The sequence below is a fragment of the Streptococcus sanguinis SK355 genome, from assembly GCF_000212855.1.
Lineage (GTDB): Bacteria > Bacillota > Bacilli > Lactobacillales > Streptococcaceae > Streptococcus > Streptococcus sanguinis_A.
Genome location: NZ_GL890993.1, coordinates 443950 through 464423, shown reverse-complemented (window position 1 = coordinate 464423; position 20474 = coordinate 443950). Strand labels below are relative to the sequence as shown.

Sequence of the window (20474 nt, the reverse complement as noted above, 5' to 3'; positions counted from 1 at the left end):
AATATGTCACAATTTCAAAGTACAGAAGAATTAGCTAGTTCTATTGCAACAGGTATTGGGAATGCCGCATCTAGCATCAAGTCAGTTGGTGAAGTCACTATGGATGCTTCAAGTAAGTATCCGGGAAATACTACAGCAGGCGAAAGAATTCCTAAAGAAGCCGAATCTGCATCTTCTATCTCGGTTGTTTTATCTGATTTCGTCAGCTTAATCCAAAGTACGGCGGCAGAGTTTGTAGCGATGGACAATCAAATCGCTTCTGAAATCCAAGAAAATACTTCTGTTTTGCCAGCTACTAGTGCTGTTCCTGCCACAGATTCAGGATCTTATGCAGGTGGCGACGAGATAGCATTTGAACCAAATGCATCTTTATTTTCGGAGGCTGAATGAAAAAACAGACACTTGAGGAAATTGAGAAGAAATCGAAACAAACGGAGGTTTCTCTTGAAAGACTTTTCTTGGAGAAGAAAAAATTGCAGAGAACAGAAAGTGAGCTTTTTGAATTACATCTCTCTAGTCTTCGACCACTTCGTGAGCTACAGAATTTAGCAGTATCTGCTAAGGATAGCCAGATCTATCAAGACTTGCTTCTAGACGTTGAAGGAGTGGGAACTATCATTGAAGAATGGGGACACAACAGACGAGAAGCACTGAAAAAGAAAGAGACGAAATTACAGAATCAGCTGGATCTTTTAGCTGATTCTCGAAGTAAACTACTGTCTGAAACATCAGAAAGGAAAGAACATGGTTAAAATGGTTTTAGGGAGTTCGGACAAGCAAGGCTCCACAATGTCATCTGTCGCTCAAGCACGAGTGACAGCCTACAATCAAGCAATCAGTGCCCTGACTATTTCAATGGTACGGGTGAACTTACAGGTGCAGCCTATGATTCAGGGAAAAACTATGGAATGAGCACAATTATCCCTTTAATTAAGGGGGCGCTGATGTATGCAGAAAGTCTAGGAGAAGCTGTACCAAAACTGCCAAGCAATATCGAGCAGAAGTCTGTGGTGAAGATCTGGACTCTGCTGAACTGGAAAGAGATATTAGAGGGCTAGAGAGCAGTCTGGCAGGGTTACGAGGAGTCTATCGTGCCATGGAGAAAAATGACGATGTGAGTCCATCTAGTCTGCAAAGTATCTCTGCGCGCATGGACGACCTTACTTCTGAGAAGAATAAGAAAATGGAGCAACTCAGAAAACTTAATCTCTTTGCGGGCAGTTCTAATGCTGTTTTTGGTGGTGAAGATGGGATCAAATCTATAGATGGTCTGTTGGGGAACATCGTGACTGGGATAAACCAGGTACAAACAGAGTTCGCGAATTTTGGGGGTACTTTTCCGAGTCACTCGAACGATATGAAGTGGGCTAAAAATATTGAAGGTGAGTGGACTAAGAAAGCCGAGATAGATAAGAACTATCAGAAAGTACTGAAGAAACTTGATGAGAAAGACATCAAAGCTATCCAAGCCTATCAGAGTCGCTATCCAGCTAGAGACTTGCCAGAGAATATTAAGCAAGCCATGTCTCAAATGGAAACTGAAAAACGGGCTGCGCAAGAAATAGCTGATGGCTACAAAGCGGTTCTTAAAAAAGTTGATAATAATCAAGAGCTGACACAAAGAGATATTCAACTGATAGCTCTATATGGTGCGAAACATGGACAAGATAAAATTCCAGATAAGACGAAAAAATACATCCAGAATCAGACTGAAGGCAAGGTAAATAATGATAACTGGGGCGAATTTTTGAGCACTGTATTGAGTACCTCTCTTGAAGAAGGTAGTAAATATGGCATTGATAAAATCAAAGTTGAAAATCCAAAGATATCAGATTATTTCAAGTATTTTCCTACTACCGATAAACTTGGTAATATAAATATTTCATATTACGCAGATAGTAAAGGATATACTGATGCTTTAACCAAAACCAATGTTATGAACTTCGTCAAGGGAGCTACTATTTCAGAGTTTGATGTTCCTATACCAGGAACTAATTCTTCTGTTGGAATTTCAGGGATTAGTTCGGTATTTATGGGCCTGGACTTTATGAATAACCTTAACGATGAGAATGCAGGAAGAGCCTTTACACATACTGCCACTAATGTTATGACAACAGCAGTTATAGCAGAGACTTTGACTGTGGGAACAGCTGTCGCAGCGGAGGCCATGGGTATGACAACAGTAGCGGCTGCAGTCTTAAGTAATCCTGTTGGTTGGGCAATTGGAGCAGGGATAGTAGCTAGTGTAGTTGCAAATGTAGCATATGAAAATAACTTTTTGGGTATTAAAGATATAGCAAACGAAATGGGGGATAATCTTGATAAAGGTATTAAGGATGTCGGTAAAGCCTTTGATTCAGGTATCAAATCAGTTCAAAAAGTGTTTGGATGGTGAACATGGAACTAAAATTTAAAGAAACAAATAAAACTTTTCATAAAATTGTGGAAGTAGAGGGCGAAAAATATCTTTTGGATATGACGACCATTAGTCCTAAAACTTATTTCTGGGGCTCTCTTCCTAATGAAATCACTGCGAAAATGTTAAAGTTAGATAAAAGAGATACGAGTTTTGAGGGTTTGTCTCCAACTATGAGTAAAACGCTTGGTATAGCAATAGGAGTTGTAATAGGTGGAGCTGGTTATAGGCTCGTGACTAATTCTTTTATGAGTTATGACATTAGTCATAATTTTCCTTTTAAATTAGGATTATTTGTCCTATTTATCGTTTTAGCTTATGTTATTTTTTGGTTCATTGTTTTAGGGGTTCGTTATAGGGTTTATCAAAAGCTTTCAAATAAAAAATCAAAGTATCAAATAACATTCAAACGCTCAAGGTCACGGCGTCAGTTAAAACTGTACAGACTTCTCCCTTTTATTTTCGCTGTGTTTTTAGGATGTTTTGGATTTTATACATTCATTGATAATGGAACAGAGGGTTCCATTCTAATCATTAGTTGTCTCTTGTTATTGGGCTTCTTTTCGTTGATTTTAGGTATGTTACCGCTCAGAGAAAGTTACGAAAAGCAAGATATTATTTTTGAAAAAATAGAAAAATTATAAACTGAAAGGAATTAAAATAAATGTTTATTTTGCCAATTGGAACAATTGTTTATTTAAAAGATGGAAGTCAGAAACTCATGATTCTCAACCGTGGGGTTACCATAGAACAGGAAGGAGAAAGCGTCTTGTTTGACTATTCTGCTGCCTTTTACCCAATGGGATTAAATCCTGAGCAACTCTTTTATTTCAATCAAGAGGACATAGATAAAGTTGTTTATAAAGGTTATAGTGATGAAGAGGAAGAGCGCTTTGTTAAGCTTTATCAAAAATGGCTTTCCGATAATATTGATACAATAAAAAGAGGTCAAACAAAATCTTAAATCAACTGGCGCTTTTGCGCCTTTTTTTATTCAGTCATTTATATGATGTCGTCTTTAATGTCGCAGAGGATTTAAAAGATGTTGCACTGCATATTATGCTATAATGGTCTATAGAAAGTCGAGGAAATAATGAAGAAAATATTATTGGTGGTTGTGGTGCAGGGTTTGGCTATCTTTGTGATTACTGGTCTGCTTTGTTATTTTATGCGGGGGGATTTTTTCTTCCGTGCTTTGGCGCCGATTTTTGGTCTGGCAGCGGGAGGTTTTCGCTTTGTGACGGCCATGGTGACAAAAGCGTTTGCGCCTAGTCTTTATGAGGACAGCAAGAAAAAGGAATAATCTATAGAGTAGACAGTGGGTCTGAGGTCGTTTGCCTCAGGCCTTTTGCCATAACTATCAGCATTAGTCATGTAGAGCTTTAATATTTTTCAGAAAAAGAACGGACAGAAGGGCTTTCTTAGGCTCTTTGTGGTAAAATAGTAACAGAATTAAAAATTTGGAGAGTAAAGATGAAACGTTCTATGTATGCTGGGCGTGTTCGCAAGGAGCATGTTGGTCAGGAAGTCACTTTGAAGGGCTGGGTTGCCCGCCGTCGGGATTTGGGCGGTTTGATTTTCATTGATTTGCGCGACCGCGAAGGCATTATGCAGCTGGTCATCAATCCTGAGACAGTGGCTACAGAGGTCATGGCAACTGCAGAAAGTCTGCGCAGTGAGTATGTGATAGAGGTGACAGGCAAGGTGGCTGCGCGGGAGCAGGTCAATGACAAGCTGGCGACAGGAAGCGTGGAGCTGCATGTGGAGAGCCTGATTGTCTTAAATACAGCCAAGACGACTCCTTTTGAAATCAAAGACGGCATTGAGGTGAATGACGATACGCGCTTGCGCTACCGTTATCTGGACTTGCGCCGGCCAGAGATGTTAGAAAACTTCAAGCTCCGCGCCAAGGTAACCCACTCTATCCGCAATTATCTGGACGAGCTGGAGTTCCTTGATGTGGAAACGCCTTTCCTATCTAAGTCAACACCGGAAGGGGCGCGTGATTACTTGGTGCCTAGCCGGGTCCATCAGGGGCACTTTTACGCTCTGCCTCAGAGTCCGCAGATTACCAAGCAGCTCTTGATGAACGCTGGTTTTGACCGTTATTATCAGATTGTTAAATGCTTCCGGGACGAGGACTTGCGAGGTGACCGTCAGCCAGAGTTTACTCAGGTGGACTTGGAGACTTCTTTCTTGTCTGATCAGGAGATTCAGGATATTACAGAAGGCTTGATTGCTCGTGTTATGAAGGAAACTAAGGGCATTGACGTTGAGCTGCCTTTCCCTCGCATGAAGTATGATGATGCTATGGCTCTTTATGGTGTTGATAAGCCTGATACTCGTTTTGAGATGTTGCTGCAGGACTTGACAGAGCTTGTCAAGGGAGTTGACTTCAAGGTCTTTTCAGAAGCTCCAGCTGTCAAGGCTATCGTAGTGAAAAATGCTGCAGATAAATACTCTCGTAAGGACATCGACAAGCTGACAGAGCAAGCGAAACAGCATGGTGCCAAGGGGCTTGCTTGGGTAAAAGTGGCTGATGGTGAGTTGGCTGGGCCAGTGGCTAAGTTCTTGACAGACCTGACAAGCCAGTTGACAGAAGCTTTACAGCTTGAAAATAATGACCTAGTTCTCTTTGTGGCTGATACTTTGGAAGTGGCCAATGCTGCTTTGGGAGCTCTTCGTGTACGCTTGGGTAAAGAGTTGGACTTGATTGACCCAGATACATTCAATTACCTTTGGGTAGTGGATTGGCCCATGTTTGAATGGTCAGAAGAAGAGGGTCGCTACATGAGCGCCCACCATCCGTTCACCCTGCCTCAGAAAGATTCTGAGCAAGAGCTAGAAGGAGACCTGAGCAAGGTACGGGCTGTGGCCTATGATATCGTCCTCAATGGCTATGAGCTGGGTGGCGGAAGTCTTCGGATCAACCAGAAAGACTTGCAGGAGCGGATGTTCAAGGCGCTTGGATTCTCAAATCAAGAAGCTACTGAGCAGTTTGGCTTCCTTCTGGAGGCTATGGACTATGGTTTTCCACCGCATGGCGGCTTGGCTTTGGGCTTGGACCGCTTTGTGATGCTCTTGGCTGGTGAAGAAAATATTCGTGAAGTCATTGCCTTTCCAAAGAATAACAAGGCTTCTGATCCAATGACACAGGCACCTAGTCCAGTATCGGTCGCTCAATTAGAGGAATTAAGTTTACAAGTGGAAGCACATGAAGAAGACTAATTTTTATAAACTCTTTCGCTATTATATCCGCAGGTTTGCTTATAATTTCAAGATTTTGCGGTCTTTAAAGAGTATCTCGCGTGAGAAGTACGATGAGAAGATTTCTGCCTCGCTTGTCTATGGCTTTTTGTCAGCTGTTGCAGTCAATTTCTTCTTTCAGCCGGGGCATGTTTATTCCAGCGGTGCGACTGGTCTGGCGCAGGTCATTACTGCCCTCAGTACTCGTTTCTTAGGTTTTACCATTCCGGTTTCTGTGACCTTTTACGCCATTAATATTCCGCTCATGATCCTGGCCTGGTACCAGATTGGGCATAAATTTACCATTTTCACCTTTATCACGGTTACCATGAGCTCGCTTTTTATCCAGTTTGTGCCAGAAGTAACCCTGACTGATAATCCTATTATCAACGCCCTTTTCGGGGGTGTGGTCATGGGAGCAGGGATTGGCTTTGCCCTTAAGTCCAGTATTTCCAGCGGTGGGACTGATATTGTCAGTCTGACTGTTCGGAAAAAAACAGGCCGGAATGTCGGGAATATTTCCTTGATTGTCAATGGCATTATTATGCTGATTGCGGGTTTGACCTTTGGCTGGGAATACGCGTTGTACTCCATGATTACTATTTTTGTGTCTAGTCGAGTGACGGATGCGGTCTTTACCAAGCAGAAGCGCATGCAGGCTATGATTATCACTAGTCATCCGGATAGGGTGATTGATAAGATTCATAACAAGCTGCATCGTGGGGCGACAGTTATCCATGGGGCAGAAGGAACTTACAATCATGAACAAAAAGCTGTTCTGGTGACGGTTATCACCCGAGCTGAGTTTAATGAATTCAAGCAAATCATGAAGCATACAGATCCGGCTGCTTTCGTCTCCGTCGCAGACAATGTCCATATCTTGGGACTCTTTGTGGAGGAGTGAAATAGTGCACAAAAAAAGAGACCTAGTCTCTTTTTTTATGATTTCAACACAATCACTTGCTTGCCAGTTAGGCTGTAACTGTCAGCTAGTGGTGCGATTGGTTTTTGGGCATCAATGGCTGGGTATTGGAGGTGTAGCTTTTGCTTGTTTTTGTTTTCGTAGACAGCCTCTTGGATGCCAAAGTTGATGACAATGGTCATGCTCTCCTTGCTGTCTTGAATCTTGTACTCCAATAGACTATCTGTCAGCCAGTTGACCTGACAGGCTTGCTTGATGGCAGTGCTGGTCTTTAGATGCAGCAGCGGATGCGCCTTGCGGAAGGCAATCAGCTTCTTGATAAAAGCAATGTCTTCTGTGTAATGCAGGGAGCGCAGCCAGTCTAGTTTATTGATTTCGTCGGGCATATTGTAGGTGTTGTCAATCAGATTTTTAGTCCGGAAAAATTCCTGACCGCTGTGGATAAAGGGCACACCTTGAGCCAAAAGGACGAGATGGAGAGCCAGCCGCGAATTGGCCAGCCGATCCCGTAGGGTGATAGCAGGGTTGACGATATCAAAATAGTCAAAAACCGTTGCATTATCATGGCACTCGACATAATTAATGGCCTGCTGGGGCGCTGTGAAGTGAGCCTCGCCTTTTAGACCAACATTGGCTGTCAGGACATTTTCAAGCTGACTGGCAGGAGTCTTGCTCTCAATTTGCCGGCCTTGGGCGATGGTCTGCTTGAGACTGTCGCGGAAATGGTCACTGAAAAATCCATAATCGGGCAGTTGGGAAGCATTGTACTGATGGGCCAATCGCTCATTTGCCAATCCAGTATCCATCTGCCAGCCTTCACCATAGAGATAGATGTTAGGATAGAGCGCCTTGAGTTCGTCAGCTATCTGCTGCATGGTTTGGATATCTAAAATCCCCATCAGATCAAAGCGGAAGCCGTCAAAACCATAGAGGCTAACCCATTGCTTGACCGACTGCTTGATATAGCGGCGGACCATGGCTTTCTCACTGGCTACATCATTGCCGCAGAAGGTTCCGTTGGTCCGGTAGCCCATGTCATTGAGCCGGAAAAAATAGCCGGGCACGATTTTTTCAAAAGCATAGCTGTTGGCGTCATAGACATGATTGTAGACCACATCCATGATGACGCTGATATCAGCATTGTGGTAGGCAGTAATGGCCGCCTGCAGCTCTATGATACGGGCATGGGGATCTCGTGGGTCGCTGGCAAAACTGCCGTCTGGTACATTATACTGGACAGGGTCGTAGCCCCAGTTGTAGACGAGCTCAGGATGCTTTTCATCAACGCTGCCAAAATCGTAGACAGGCATAAGCTGCACATGGCTGATACCTAGCTCTTTCAGATAGTCCAGACCGAACTTCTGACCGTGGACGACTGGAGATTCGCTCAGCGAGGCAAACTTTCCAGGATAGGAGAAACCAACTTCTTTCTGCATAGAGAAATCGCGGACGCTCATTTCATAAATAACGGCTTCTGTTGGATCCAACTGTGTTTTTGCTCGTTTGATAGGCTTTTTAATCTTGTCTAAATCGATGACATAGCTGTTGCCCGAATTGACATCTGAGGATAGGGCGTAGGGATCATGGACTTCTACCCACTTGCCATTGATCTTATGGAGATAGGAATAGGAGGCTCCTTCTAAATCTCCCTCAATCCTTGCATGCCAGACTCCCCTATCCAGACGTTTGAGATGGTGAACCTGATCTTTCAGATGCAGGAGGACTTTTTCGGAAATAGGTGCCCAGAGTTTGAAATCGGTGGCTTGGGGACTGTATTGAGCTCCCAAATCGTCGCCTGCATAGTCAAAAATCTCATCGAAAATAGGCTTTTTCACGATATGGCGGTACTGCAGGTCGGTATGGTTGCGGTCTTGGTCATAGACCTTGTAGGACTGCGTCAGGTCAATGGGCTCATTAGCCGACACGGTGTAGATAATCCGATTTTCCTGATTGTTGATATTTTTGATAGTTAAGGGGCTGGAGCTGTGCTTGTCTTCTAGTGTAAAGTGGATGGAGTAGGCATCAAAGCTCTTTTCCAGTTCGATGGTGATGATGTTTTCGTCATCTAAATAGGCTTGAAAAATACGAAAGGCCATGTTTTTCCTCTTTCTTTGTCAGTTTCTCATCGGGTAATTGTTTTGAGTTTAGGCTCTGCCCTGGGGTGGGACAAGGCCGTTCAGTGAATCGTTGATAAATGAGCAAAAGCACTCGGATTAGCGAGTGCTGATGCTATGCGGAATCAGCTGGCGATAGCAGATTTGCTTGTCTTCTTTATTGTCTTTGATGATTTGGAAGAGGGTCCGGAAAGACTCTTTCCCAAGCTCGAGGGCATTGATATCGATATAGGCATCCACATCAATGCGTGGTTTGAGAGAGTCAAAGGTGATAATGGGAATCTGGTAGTCCTGATCTTTGAGATAGTGCAGGGCTCCTTCTGCTACCAAGGTATCAGATGTCACGATAGCTTCAATCTCATCCAGCGGCAGCTCCTCCATAATCTTGTAACTGTTGTCTTCCAGAAGGAAACCGAAGGCGAATTTGATAATGCGTTCATCAAAAGCCAGGCCTGCTTCATTCAGGGCTTGCTTGTAGCCTGTGTAACGATCCTGGGAAACGACCAGCTCCTTATTCCCGGCCAGAAAGGCGATTTTTCGATAGCCCATGTCAAGGAAGTATCTGGTCGCGTCATAGCCAGCCTTGATATTGTCGTTGTCCACTAGAGAGATGAAAGGTGAGACAGCTTTCCCAAGGATAAGGAAAGGGAAGTTATTTCTGACTGCAAAGTCGACCAAAGGATCGTCCTGCTTAGAATAAAGAAAAATCAGTCCGTCTACTCGTTTTCCTAAAATCATCTGCTTCAGATTTTCCAAGCGATGCGCTTCATCTTGCCCTGTGCTGATCTGGATGGCATAGTCATAGTCAGAAGCAATCTGAGAAATCCCTCGCAATACAGTTGGGAAGAAAGGATTTTGATAGAAGACATCTGAGTCGTCCGGCAGGACCAAGCCGATGACCTGGCTAGACTGGCTGACCAGACTTCTGGCATTGAGATTGGGATGATAGTCCAGCTCCTTCATAGCAGCACGGACACGTTTTTTAGTTTCTTCACTGATGGTTGATTTATTTTGCACGACGCGGGTCACGGTAGAGGGGGATACGCCTGCTAGTTTTGCGACTTCTTTGATAGTAACTCGCATAAAAACCTCCTAAAGGCCTGCATTTGCTGGAAATCATTTCTATAACATCAACTATTTTGAATCTACTAGTAGAAGCACTTACTTTCTAAGAGTCATGCAAACCTATGCCAAAAATAGCTATCGCAACCAGTGATTTTGCTTAACTATTGTGGTCAAAAAAGCAAGTATGAAGCAGTTTCTCCGCAAACGCAAACGTTTTCTGTTTGTAAGAACATTTTAACACAAAAAGAGAACGCTTGCAAGAAGAGAAAAACGTTAAACAATTGGGGCAGTAGGGAAGTCCTAAAAAAGCCCTAGAGCCTTTAAGAAATAAATTAAAAAAAATATTCAAAACCCCTTGCACTAAAAAAAAAAATAGGTTATAATCAAGTCGACGCAAACGTTTGCATTAAGTAAAAATGAAAAGGCGTAGAGGAAAAAATAAAGAGGTGACAAAATGAAAAAACGTCAAAGCGGCGTGCTCATGCACATTTCATCCCTTCCGGGTAAGTACGGTATCGGATCTTTTGGCCAAAGTGCTTATGATTTTGTAGACTTCTTGGTTCGCACCAAGCAGCGCTATTGGCAGATTTTGCCACTGGGAACTACCAGTTATGGTGATTCTCCTTATCAGTCTTTCTCTGCTTTTGCGGGGAATACCTACTTTATCGATTTTGATATTCTGATAGAAGAAGGTTTGTTGAACGAGGCAGATGTCAAGGGAGCTGATTTCGGAGATGATCCTAGAAAAGTGGATTATGCAAAGATTTTCGATGCTCGCCGTCCAATCATGGAAAAAGCAGTAGCTCGCTTCTTGAAAGCAGACGATCTGTCTGACTATGAGAGCTTTGTAGAGCAAAATGCAGCTTGGCTAGAAGTTTTCGCTGAGTACATGGCTATCAAGGAGCATTTTGATAATCTAGCTTGGACAGAGTGGCCGGACGAAGCGATCCGTCGCCGTGAGGCTGCTAGCCTCGCTTCTTATCGTGAGAAGCTGGCTGATAAGCTGACCTACCATCGTGTGACCCAGTATCTCTTCTTTAAGCAGTGGTTAAGATTAAAAGCCTATGCTAATGAACATCACATTGAGATTGTCGGTGATATGCCAATCTATGTGGCAGCTGACAGTGCTGATGTGTGGGCACAGCCGCACTTCTTTAAGACAGATGCTGTTGGCAAACCGACCTGTGTGGCAGGCTGTCCGCCAGATGAATTTTCAGAAACTGGCCAGCTTTGGGGCAATCCTATCTATGACTGGGAAGCTATGGACAAAGATGGCTATGCTTGGTGGATTGAGCGTCTGCGCGAAAGCTTCAAGATTTACGACATTGTCCGTATCGACCACTTCCGCGGCTTTGAGTCTTACTGGGAAGTACCTGCCGGCTCAGAAACATCTGCTTCTGGTAAGTGGGTCAAAGGTCCAGACTACAAACTCTTTGCAGCAGTCAAGGAAGCTTTGGGTGATTTGAATATCATCGCAGAAGACCTAGGCTTTATGACGGACGAAGTGATCGAGCTGCGCGAGCGCACTGGTTTCCCAGGAATGAAGATCTTGCAATTCGCCTTCAATCCTGATGATGAAAGCATCGACAGTCCGCATCTGGCGCCAAACAACTCAGTCATGTATACAGGAACCCATGATAACAATACTGTTTTGGGCTGGTACAAGGATGAGATTGACGACGCTACTCGCCAGTACATGGCACAGTACACCAACCGCAAGGAGTACGAAACAGTACCTCATGCAATGCTGCGCACAATCTTTGCTTCAGTCAGCTTTATGGCCATTGCGACCATGCAAGACTTGCTGGAATTAGACAGTGCAGCACGGATGAACTATCCATCCACAATTGGTGGCAACTGGACTTGGCGGATGACAGCTGAAGAGTTGAATCCAATTGTCGAAGGTGAGCTTTACAGCTTGACTAAGACTTACCGTCGTATGAATACCGATTTAATTAACAAATAAAGAATAGCTAACTAGACTTGAAAGGATTAATCATGTCAAACTTACAAACTTATATCAAAAATACTTATTCAAAGAATCTTGCTGATTGCAGCAATGAAGAACTCTACCTGGCTCTTTTGAACTACACTAAATTAGCCAGCGCTCAAAAGCCAGTCAATACTGGTAAGAAAAAACTCTACTATATTTCAGCTGAATTCCTGATTGGTAAACTCTTGTCTAACAACTTGATCAACCTTGGACTTTATGATGATGTGAAGCAAGAACTGGCAGATGCTGGCAAGGACTTGATCGAAGTAGAAGAAGTTGAGTTGGAACCGTCTCTGGGTAACGGAGGCTTGGGCCGTCTGGCTGCCTGCTTCCTGGACTCTATTGCGACACTTGGTCTCAATGGTGATGGTGTAGGACTGAACTACCACTTTGGTCTTTTCCAACAGGTTTTGAAAAACAACGAACAGACAACTATTCCTAACTTCTGGCTGACTGAGCAAAACTGGTTGGTTCGCTCTAGCCGCAGCTACCAAGTGCCATTTGCTCACTTCACTCTGACATCTACTCTTTATGATATTGATGTGCCTGGTTACAAGACAGAAACCAAGAACCGTCTTCGTCTCTTTGATTTGGACTCAGTGGATGCAGATATCATTACAGACGGTATTGACTTTGATAAGACAGATATCGCTCGCAACTTGACCCTCTTCCTCTATCCAGATGATAGTGACAAGCAAGGGGAATTGCTCCGTATCTTCCAGCAATACTTCATGGTTTCAAATGGTGCTCAGCTGATTATTGACGAAGCGATTGAAAAAGGTAGCAACCTGCACGACTTGGCAGACTACGCTGTCATCCAAATCAATGATACCCACCCATCTCTGGTTATCCCAGAAATGATTCGTCTTTTGACTGAGCGTGGTTTGGATCTGGATGAAGCAATTGCTATCGTACAGAAGATGACTGCTTATACAAACCACACGATTTTGGCAGAAGCTCTTGAAAAATGGCCTCTGGAATTCTTGAAAGAAGTAGTACCGCATCTGGTACCTATCATCAAAGAGCTTGACAAGCGGGTTAAAGCTAAATACGCAGATCCAGCAGTGCAAATCATTGATGAGGACGATCGTGTGCACATGGCACACATGGATATCCACTACGGATACAGTGTCAATGGGGTTGCTGCTCTGCATACAGAAATCCTGAAAAACTCTGAGCTTAAAGCCTTCTACGATATCTACCCTGAAAAATTCAATAACAAGACCAACGGTATTACTTTCCGCCGCTGGCTCATGCATGCCAACCCACGCCTGTCTCATTATCTGGATGAGTTGCTGGGCCGCGACTGGCACCATGATGCAACTAAGCTCGAAGGCTTGTTGGAATTCACTGGCGCTGCAAATGTTAAAGAAAAATTGGAAGGCATCAAGGCTCATAACAAGCGTAAATTGGCTCGTCACTTGAAGGAAGCACAAGGCGTGGAAATCAATCCAGAATCTATCTTTGATATCCAAATCAAGCGTCTGCATGAGTACAAGCGCCAACAAATGAACGCTCTGTACGTTATCCACAAGTATCTGGACATCAAGGCTGGTAACATCCCTGCTCGTCCAATCACTGTCTTCTTCGGTGGTAAGGCTGCTCCTGCTTACACAATTGCACAGGACATCATCCACCTCATCCTTTGCTTGTCAGAAGTAATTGCTAATGACCCTCAAGTGGCTCCACACCTGCAAGTAGTTATGGTAGAAAACTACAATGTTACGGCATCTAGCTTCTTGATTGCGGCTGGTGATATTTCTGAGCAGATTTCCCTGGCTTCTAAGGAAGCATCTGGTACTGGTAACATGAAGTTCATGCTTAACGGTGCTTTGACTCTTGGTACTATGGACGGAGCCAATGTTGAGATTGCAGAGCTGGTCGGCGAAGACAACATCTACATCTTCGGTGAAGATTCTGAGACTGTTATTGACCTCTATGCAAAATCTGCTTACAAGTCTAGTGAGTACTATGCGCGCGAAGCTATCAAGCCGTTGGTTGACTTTATCGTCAGCGATGAAGTATTGGCAGTTGGTAAAGCTGAACGCTTGGAACGTCTTTACAATGAACTAATCAGCAAGGACTGGTTCATGACCCTGCTGGATCTGGAAGACTATATCCAAGTCAAAGAGCGCATGCTGGCGGACTATGAAGACCGCGATGCTTGGATGGACAAAGTCATCGTCAATATCGCCAAAGCTGGCTTCTTCTCATCTGACCGTACTATCGCTCAATACGAAGAAGAAGTATGGCACTTGAACAACTAATATTCTTTGAATAAAAAAAGCCGAGACAGCAGTGTTTCGGCTTTGATTTTGAATAAAAGATATGGATAGGGGCTTAGCTATTGTGTGGGCTTCTGAAAAGGCGAAAGCCTCTTGGTCTTGTCAGCTTTTTCTTTTCGGTGTATAATAAGTGAAAATATTTCTTTACAGGAGGCGTTCATGAAAAAGAAACCAATTTATCTTTATGTTTTGCTGGGCTTGTCAACCGTAGGAACCTTGTGGGGACTTTTTAGCAAGTTCACTTCTTCTGATGCTGGAGTGAAAAGCATTCTTAAGCAGATAGAAGAACCAGCAAAATCCCAGTATGCAACTTATTTTAGCAAGAGTGCTGAAGTGGCGAATTCGCTAGCCAATAATTTCTTTTTTTACGGGCACATCATTCTCTTAATAGTGGCTCTTTTCTTCCTTTTTAGGAAAGATGTATTTAAGGCCAATCTTATCTACATTGCCGATGTTCTTGTGGGCTTGATTTCGACAGCCTATGCTTATGTGGTATCAAAGGGAATTATAGCTTCTTCTTTTTCAGACTCAACTCTTCTTTCGGCACAGATGACGGGGCTGAATTTCTCCATCCTCCTTTCAGTAGTCATTAGTCTAATCTTCCTTTCCATCGTCATCTTTAAGCTAGTCCAGCAGCAAAAAGAGGCTGAAAAAGCAGAACTAGCTGCAAATGAATAAGATTTGACAAATAACAGATAAGTGCTTACAATTTTAAGAAGCAATATCTGTTATTTTTTAGAATGGAGAGTAAAATGACAAAGGTTTCCTTGGTTTACATCAGCTTGAGCGGCAATACAGAGAGTTTTGTCCGTCGGCTGACAGACTATTTGCTGGAGCAGCATACAAGTATAGAAGTAGAGAAGATTCATATCAAAGACCTAGTAAAGGAAGGGCAGCCCTTTTTTGAAATGGACAATCCTTTTATCGCTTTTCTGCCGACTTATCTGGAGGGTGGCAATGGTGTCGACAATGGCGATGTAGAAATTCTGACAACCGATGTGGGGGACTTTATCGCCTATGGTCAGAATGCCAGTAAGTGTCTAGGTGTCATTGGCAGCGGTAATCGTAACTTTAACAATCAATACTGTTTGACTGCCAAGCAATATTCAGAGCGCTTCGGATTTCCGGTTTTGGCCGATTTTGAAATGCGTGGCATGTTGGGAGACATTAAGAAGGTTGCAGGGATTATTGAGGAGCTCTATCATATTGAAAAAAACGAAAACCAGTGAGGTTTTCGTTTTTTGATGTTTCTAAATTAAGTTTACATCTTTTCTGGCGCTTCTACTCCCAGCAGACGCAGAGCTTCTTTGAGGACGACAGCTGTTGAGTAGCTGAGAGCCAGACGGCTGTCGCGCTCAGGGCTTTCGTCCAGAATCCGAGTGTGTGCATAGTATTTGTTAAAGGCTTGGGCCAGACTGATAGCATATTTGGCAATCAGAGATGGCTCATAGTTATCAGCAGCACGTTTGACAACGCGACCGAAGTCTTGGAGCAACTTGATAATTTCCCAGCTTTCTGGATCGTTCAGGCTGTATGTAGCCTCTGCATCTGGCTGGAAGTTCGCCTTGCGCAGGATAGACTGGATACGAGCATAGGCATACTGGATGTAAGGGCCTGTTTCTCCCTCGAAGGAAACCATAGCTTCCAGATCAAAGTCGTAACCATTGCGGCGGTCAGTTTTGAGGTCGTAGAACTTAACTGCTCCAACCCCAACTGCACGAGCAACAGCTTCCTTGTTTTCCAAATCTGGGTTTTTAGCTTCAATCTGGCTCTTAGCCCGGCTGATAGCCTCCAGCAGAGTTGGCTCGAGAAGGATGATATTTCCTTTACGTGTAGACAGTTTTTGACGGTTCTTAGTCACCAGACCGAAGTCAACGTGAATCATGTCATCGCTCCAGTCAAAGCCCATCTTTTTCAGAACAGCCTTAAGCTGTCTGAAGTGGTTGGCCTGCTCTTGACCTACAACATAGACATTTTTGACAAAGTTGTAAGTGCGAGCCCGGTAGATGGCTGTTGCGATATCACGTGTAATGTAGAGGGTAGCACCGTCTGATTTTTTAATCATAGCAGGCGGAAGGTTGAAGTCTTCCAAGTCTACAATGCTAGCTCCTTTTGATTCCTGTAAGAGCCCTTTTTCTTCGAGGATTTGAATCCCTTCATCCATCTTGTCGTTGTAGAAAGCTTCACCATTTAGACTGTCAAATTCGACACCTAGGAGTTCGTAGATACGGTTGAACTCCATCAGACTTTCGTCGCGGAACCATTGCCAGAGCTCAGTCGCTTCTGGGTCACCGTCTTCTAGCTTCTTGAACCAAAGGCGACCTTCGTCATCTAGAGATGGGTCGTTTTCAATCTCAGCATTGATACGCACGTAGAGTTTGAGGAGCTCGTCGATAGGGTTGGCTTCAACAGCTTCCTGGCTTCCCCACTTCTTATAAGCTACCATCAGGAGGCCGAACTGTTTGCCCCAGTCTCCCAAGTGGTTGATTTTGATGGTGTTGTAGCCAATCTTGCGGAAGATGTTGGAAAGAGCATCACCGATAACAGTAGAGCGCAAGTGGCCGACTGAGAAAGGCTTGGCAATGTTTGGGCTGGATAGGTCAATGGTGACATTTTCCCCATTTCCTTCGTTTTGCTGGCCGTAATCAGCTCCGTCTTTGATGACTTCTTTGATAACTTGGCCAGAAATTTCAGCTTTGCTGAGGAAAAAGTTGACATAAGGCCCAGTCGCAACGACTTTATCAAAATGCGCCGTGTCAATATTTTCAGCGATGTAAGCAGCGATAGCCTGAGGAGCTTTGCGCTCAGTCTTTGCCAGAGAAAAGGCAGGGAAGGCGATATCACCAAGTTCAGAGCTCTTTGGCTGCTCCAATAAATTTAAAATAGCGTCTTGATCAAGGCTGTCAATAACCTTGGCCAATTCGCCGGCAATCAACTGTTTGTTATCCATATTTGCTCCTTTGTGTCTTTTGTTATTATTTTATCACATTTTTTAAGGAATCTTCAATTTTTTTGGGAATAATTTTTGGGCTAATAGGAATTTTTCTGATATAATAAGAGGGATAAGAACCTGTATTTATAGATGAGTTTTCCATCTAAATGCCTCCTTCCCTGACACTCTTGGTTAAAGTTTTTTGTTTATTCTCAGTATTCCTGCAAATCTTTGCCTAGATTGATGGAGAAGCAGTTTTTCATCGGATGGAGTATTCTTCATGAATGCAGCTTCTAAATATTCAATAATGAGGTAGAAATGAGAAAGAATGACCGTCATCAGTTAGTCAAAACGATGATTAAGGAGGAAAAGCTAGGAACGCAAAAGGAGATTCAGGATCGTCTGGAAGCGCAAGGGATTTATGTAACACAGACTACCCTGTCGCGTGACCTTCGTGAAATCGGCCTGACTAAAGTTAAGAAGAAGGGGCTGACTTATTATGTTTTGGCGCATGAGACTGAAGAGATTGATTTTATAGAGTTTTTAGCCAAGCATGTGGAGAGTGTAGCCAGGGCAGAGTTTAGTCTGGTTCTTCGTACGGGCCTGGGAGAGGCAACAGTGCTGGCCAATGTCGTGGATAGCTCGTTCGATAGCCGCATTCTGGGAACCGTTGCGGGTGCCAATACTCTTTTAGTGATTTGCCGGGATCAGGCGGCTGCTCAGGAGATTGAAGAGCAAATACAGGAAGCGATGTAAGAATCACAGTTTTTTCAGGAAAAATGGAGAGGTTTGAGACGGAAGTCCTGACCTCGTTTGTTTTTAGAAAGGATAGAGATGGCAGTAGAAAAGTTATCGCCAGGTATGCAGCAGTATTTGGATATCAAGAAGGACTATCCAGATGCTTTCTTGCTCTTTCGGATGGGGGATTTCTATGAATTGTTTTATGATGATGCGGTCAATGCCGCCCAGATTTTAGAGATTTCCCTCACCAGCCGCAATAAAAATGCAGAAAATCCCATTCCCATGGCCGGAGTTCCCTATCATTCGGCTCAGCAGTATATTGATGTTTTGGTCGAGTCAGGCTATAAGGTAGCGATTGCGGAGCAGATGGAAGACCCCAAGGAAGCCAAGGGAGTTGTTAAGCGGGAGGTCGTTCAGGTTATCACACCGGGGACGGTGGTGGACTCCAGTAAGCCGGACTCTGCGAATAACTTTCTGGTGGCTCTGGATTACTCAGAGGGCCTCTATGGTCTGGCTTATATGGACTTGGTGACCGGTGAGTTTCAGGTGACTAGTTTAGAGGACTTTGCCTTGGTCTGCGGGGAAATCCGTAATTTGAAGGCTAGGGAAGTGGTGCTGGGCTATGCCTTGCCAGAAGCTGAGGAGCAGGTCTTGGCTGGGCAGATGAACCTTTTGCTGTCCTATGTACAGACAGCCTTGGATGATGTCCAGCTGCTGGGAGAGGAACTGTCTCCGATGGAACGTCAGGCAGCGGGGAAATTGCTGGAGTATGTGCACCGGACCCAGATGAGGGAGCTCAGCCATTTGAAGAAGGCCCATCATTATGAAATCAAGGACTTCCTGCAAATGGATTATGCCACCAAGGCGAGTCTGGATTTGACAGAAAATGCTCGCTCGGGCAAGAAGCACGGCAGTCTTTATTGGCTGATGGACGAGACCAAGACAGCCATGGGCGGCCGCATGCTGCGCTCTTGGATCCAGCGTCCGCTGATTGATGAAGCGCGAATTAGCCAGCGGCAGAATGTCGTCGAGGTTTTTCTGGATCATTTCTTTGAGCGGAGTGATTTGACGGAGAGCCTCAAGGGAGTCTATGATATCGAGCGGTTGGCTAGTCGGGTTTCTTTTGGCAAGACCAATCCCAAGGATCTGCTGCAGCTGGCAGCAACATTGGGCAATGTGCCTCAGATTAAGGCTATCTTGCAAGGAATCGGCAGCCCGCATCTAGCTCGTTTGATTGAGGGCTTAGATCCTATTCCAGAGTTGGCGGGCTTGATTAGCTCGGCTATTTCGCCGGATGCCCCCCATATCATCACCGAGGGCAATATCATTCGGACAGGCTTTGATGAGACCTTGGATCAGTATCGGCTTGTGCTGAGGGAGGGGACTGGATGGATTGCGGAGCTGGAAGTCAAAGAACGTGCTAACAGCGGCATCAGCAATCTGAAGATTGATTATAATAAAAAAGATGGTTACTATTTCCATGTGACCAATTCTCAGTTGGCTCATGTGCCTAGTCATTTCTTCCGCAAGGCGACCCTGAAAAATTCTGAGCGTTTCGGAACAGAGGAGTTGGCCCGGATTGAGGGAGAGATGTTGGAGGCGCGTGAAAAATCTGCTAATTTGGAATACGAAATTTTTATGCGGATTCGCGAGGAAGCTGGCAAATACATCCAGCGCTTGCAGGCCTTGGCACAAACGCTGGCAGCTGTAGATGTCCTGCAGAGCTTTGCTGCGGTGGCTGAACAGCAGCATTTGGTGCGCCCTGTCTTTACTGCAGAGCGCCGTCTGCAGATTGAAAAAGGCCGGCATGCTGTTGTGGAAAAGGTCATGGGTGCCCAAAGCTACATTCCAAATAGTATTCTGCTGGACCAGAAAACGGACATCCAGCTGATTACCGGGCCTAATATGAGCGGGAAATCAACTTATATGCGCCAGCTGGCTATCATCGTTATTATGGCACAGATGGGCTCTTATGTGCCCGCTCAGTCTGCCAGTCTGCCACTATTCGATGCGATTTTCACTCGCATCGGTGCGGCGGATGATCTGGTGTCCGGCCAGTCCACCTTTATGGTGGAGATGATGGAGGCCAATCGGGCCATTCGGCAGGCCAGCGAGCGTTCGCTCATCCTCTTTGATGAGCTGGGCCGTGGGACGGCTACTTACGATGGGATGGCGCTGGCTCAGGCTATTATCGAGCATATTCATCACTATACTGGGGCCAAGACCCTCTTTGCTACCCACTATCATGAGCTGACAGCCTTAGAGAATAGCTTGGAGCATTTGGAAAATGTCCATGTGGCAACCTTGGAAAAGGACGGACAGGTGACTTTCCTGCATAAAATTGAGCCAGGTCCGGCTGACAAGTCCTACGGAATTCATGTGGCGAAGATTGCCGGACTTCCTAAGAAATTGCTGGAGCGGGCGGATAGCATTTTGAGTCATTTGGAGAGTCAGGATACAGGACTAGGCTCAGAGCTTCCTACTGCATCCAGACCGAAGCAGTCGCAAGTGGCGGAGCAGATGTCTCTTTTTGCAGAAGGAACGGAAAATCCAGTCCTGACTGAACTCCGAGACTTGGACATCTACAATATGACCCCCCTGGAAGTCATGGCAGCAGTGGCCGAGCTCAAGAAGAAGTTGTAAAATAGACAAATCAGAGCCTGATACTAAATCAAGCTCTTTTTCGTTCTAATTAATTTTCTTGTAATCGCTTAGAAGCTTGTTACTGAGGCGATAATTCATATTTACATGGTGGTGGGA

19 protein-coding genes are annotated in these 20474 nt (G+C 44.6%); 16 read left to right on the top strand and 3 right to left on the bottom strand.

Annotated features, from left to right (window positions below; translation table 11 throughout):
* Positions 1-3 precede the first annotated feature (3 nt).
* The 10 genes from HMPREF9389_RS09015 to HMPREF9389_RS09045 all read left to right on the top strand — a co-directional run bounded on the left by HMPREF9389_RS09015 (position 4) and on the right by HMPREF9389_RS09045 (position 6566).
* The gene (locus HMPREF9389_RS09015; RefSeq protein ID WP_002928374.1) at positions 4-390 is read left to right on the top strand and encodes a TIGR04197 family type VII secretion effector; all 387 of its coding nucleotides are present in this window, start codon (positions 4-6) and stop codon (positions 388-390) included.
* Positions 387-752 carry a hypothetical protein gene (locus tag HMPREF9389_RS09020; protein ID WP_002928373.1) on the top strand — a complete coding sequence of 122 codons (366 nt, stop codon included), beginning with the start codon at positions 387-389 and terminating at the stop codon, positions 750-752. Before HMPREF9389_RS09015 ends, HMPREF9389_RS09020 begins: the two co-directional genes overlap by 4 nt.
* The gene (locus HMPREF9389_RS12210; RefSeq protein WP_002928372.1) at positions 745-912 is read left to right on the top strand and encodes a hypothetical protein; all 168 of its coding nucleotides are present in this window, start codon (positions 745-747) and stop codon (positions 910-912) included. The genes HMPREF9389_RS09020 and HMPREF9389_RS12210 overlap by 8 nt, the downstream gene beginning before the upstream one ends.
* Positions 909-1058 carry a hypothetical protein gene (locus tag HMPREF9389_RS12205; RefSeq protein WP_002928371.1) on the top strand — a complete coding sequence of 50 codons (150 nt, stop codon included), beginning with the start codon at positions 909-911 and terminating at the stop codon, positions 1056-1058. The genes HMPREF9389_RS12210 and HMPREF9389_RS12205 overlap by 4 nt, the downstream gene beginning before the upstream one ends.
* Positions 1059-1096: 38 nt before the next feature.
* On the top strand, positions 1097-2395 hold the full coding sequence (locus HMPREF9389_RS0111225; RefSeq protein WP_002928370.1) for a hypothetical protein: 1299 nt from the start codon (positions 1097-1099) through the stop codon (positions 2393-2395).
* Positions 2396-2397: 2 nt separating this feature from the next.
* The gene (locus tag HMPREF9389_RS09025; protein ID WP_173361643.1) at positions 2398-3060 is read left to right on the top strand and encodes a DUF443 family protein; all 663 of its coding nucleotides are present in this window, start codon (positions 2398-2400) and stop codon (positions 3058-3060) included.
* A 20-nt stretch (positions 3061-3080) separates the two neighbouring features.
* Positions 3081-3380, top strand: coding sequence for a DUF4176 domain-containing protein (locus tag HMPREF9389_RS09030; protein WP_002928366.1), 300 nt, complete (start codon positions 3081-3083; stop codon positions 3378-3380).
* Between the two features lie 126 nt (positions 3381-3506).
* Positions 3507-3719 (top strand): hypothetical protein, encoded by a 213-nt coding sequence (locus HMPREF9389_RS09035; RefSeq protein WP_032906234.1) that lies wholly within the window; start codon positions 3507-3509, stop codon positions 3717-3719.
* Positions 3720-3889: 170 nt separating this feature from the next.
* Complete coding sequence (aspS, locus tag HMPREF9389_RS09040; RefSeq protein ID WP_002928363.1) at positions 3890-5644, top strand: aspartate--tRNA ligase; 1755 nt, start codon at positions 3890-3892, stop codon at positions 5642-5644.
* A complete protein-coding gene (locus tag HMPREF9389_RS09045) occupies positions 5631-6566 on the top strand; it encodes a YitT family protein (RefSeq protein ID WP_002928362.1) in 936 nt (311 codons plus the stop codon). The genes aspS and HMPREF9389_RS09045 overlap by 14 nt, the downstream gene beginning before the upstream one ends.
* 35 nt (positions 6567-6601) lie before the next feature.
* Here HMPREF9389_RS09045 and pulA read toward each other — a convergent pair whose 3' ends face one another.
* Together pulA and HMPREF9389_RS09055 are read right to left on the bottom strand one after the other, a co-directional pair.
* Positions 6602-8680, bottom strand: coding sequence for a type I pullulanase (gene pulA / locus HMPREF9389_RS09050; RefSeq protein ID WP_002928361.1), 2079 nt, complete (start codon positions 8678-8680; stop codon positions 6602-6604).
* 117 nt (positions 8681-8797) lie between these two features.
* Positions 8798-9781 carry a LacI family DNA-binding transcriptional regulator gene (locus tag HMPREF9389_RS09055; protein ID WP_002928360.1) on the bottom strand — a complete coding sequence of 328 codons (984 nt, stop codon included), beginning with the start codon at positions 9779-9781 and terminating at the stop codon, positions 8798-8800.
* A 436-nt stretch (positions 9782-10217) separates the two neighbouring features.
* On the opposite strand from HMPREF9389_RS09055, the gene malQ reads away from it, so the two are divergent.
* From malQ to nrdI, 4 genes are all read left to right on the top strand, one after another.
* A complete protein-coding gene (gene malQ / locus HMPREF9389_RS09060; RefSeq protein ID WP_002928359.1) occupies positions 10218-11729 on the top strand; it encodes a 4-alpha-glucanotransferase in 1512 nt (503 codons plus the stop codon).
* A gap of 32 nt (positions 11730-11761) precedes the next feature.
* Positions 11762-14023 carry a glycogen/starch/alpha-glucan family phosphorylase gene (glgP, locus tag HMPREF9389_RS09065; RefSeq protein WP_002928358.1) on the top strand — a complete coding sequence of 754 codons (2262 nt, stop codon included), beginning with the start codon at positions 11762-11764 and terminating at the stop codon, positions 14021-14023.
* Between the two features lie 177 nt (positions 14024-14200).
* Positions 14201-14719 (top strand): hypothetical protein, encoded by a 519-nt coding sequence (locus tag HMPREF9389_RS09070; RefSeq protein ID WP_002928357.1) that lies wholly within the window; start codon positions 14201-14203, stop codon positions 14717-14719.
* Between the two features lie 62 nt (positions 14720-14781).
* Complete coding sequence (nrdI, locus tag HMPREF9389_RS09075) at positions 14782-15270, top strand: class Ib ribonucleoside-diphosphate reductase assembly flavoprotein NrdI (RefSeq protein ID WP_002928356.1); 489 nt, start codon at positions 14782-14784, stop codon at positions 15268-15270.
* Between the two features lie 32 nt (positions 15271-15302).
* Here nrdI and argS read toward each other — a convergent pair whose 3' ends face one another.
* Complete coding sequence (gene argS / locus HMPREF9389_RS09080; RefSeq protein WP_002928355.1) at positions 15303-16991, bottom strand: arginine--tRNA ligase; 1689 nt, start codon at positions 16989-16991, stop codon at positions 15303-15305.
* Between the two features lie 300 nt (positions 16992-17291).
* Between argS and argR the strand changes: the two genes are divergently transcribed.
* Together argR and mutS are read left to right on the top strand one after the other, a co-directional pair.
* Positions 17292-17729 (top strand): arginine repressor, encoded by a 438-nt coding sequence (gene argR, locus HMPREF9389_RS09085; protein ID WP_002928354.1) that lies wholly within the window; start codon positions 17292-17294, stop codon positions 17727-17729.
* 78 nt (positions 17730-17807) lie between these two features.
* Positions 17808-20357: a DNA mismatch repair protein MutS gene (gene mutS, locus HMPREF9389_RS09090; protein WP_002928353.1), complete on the top strand. Its 2550-nt coding sequence runs from the start codon at positions 17808-17810 to the stop codon at positions 20355-20357.
* Positions 20358-20474: the final 117 nt, after the last annotated feature.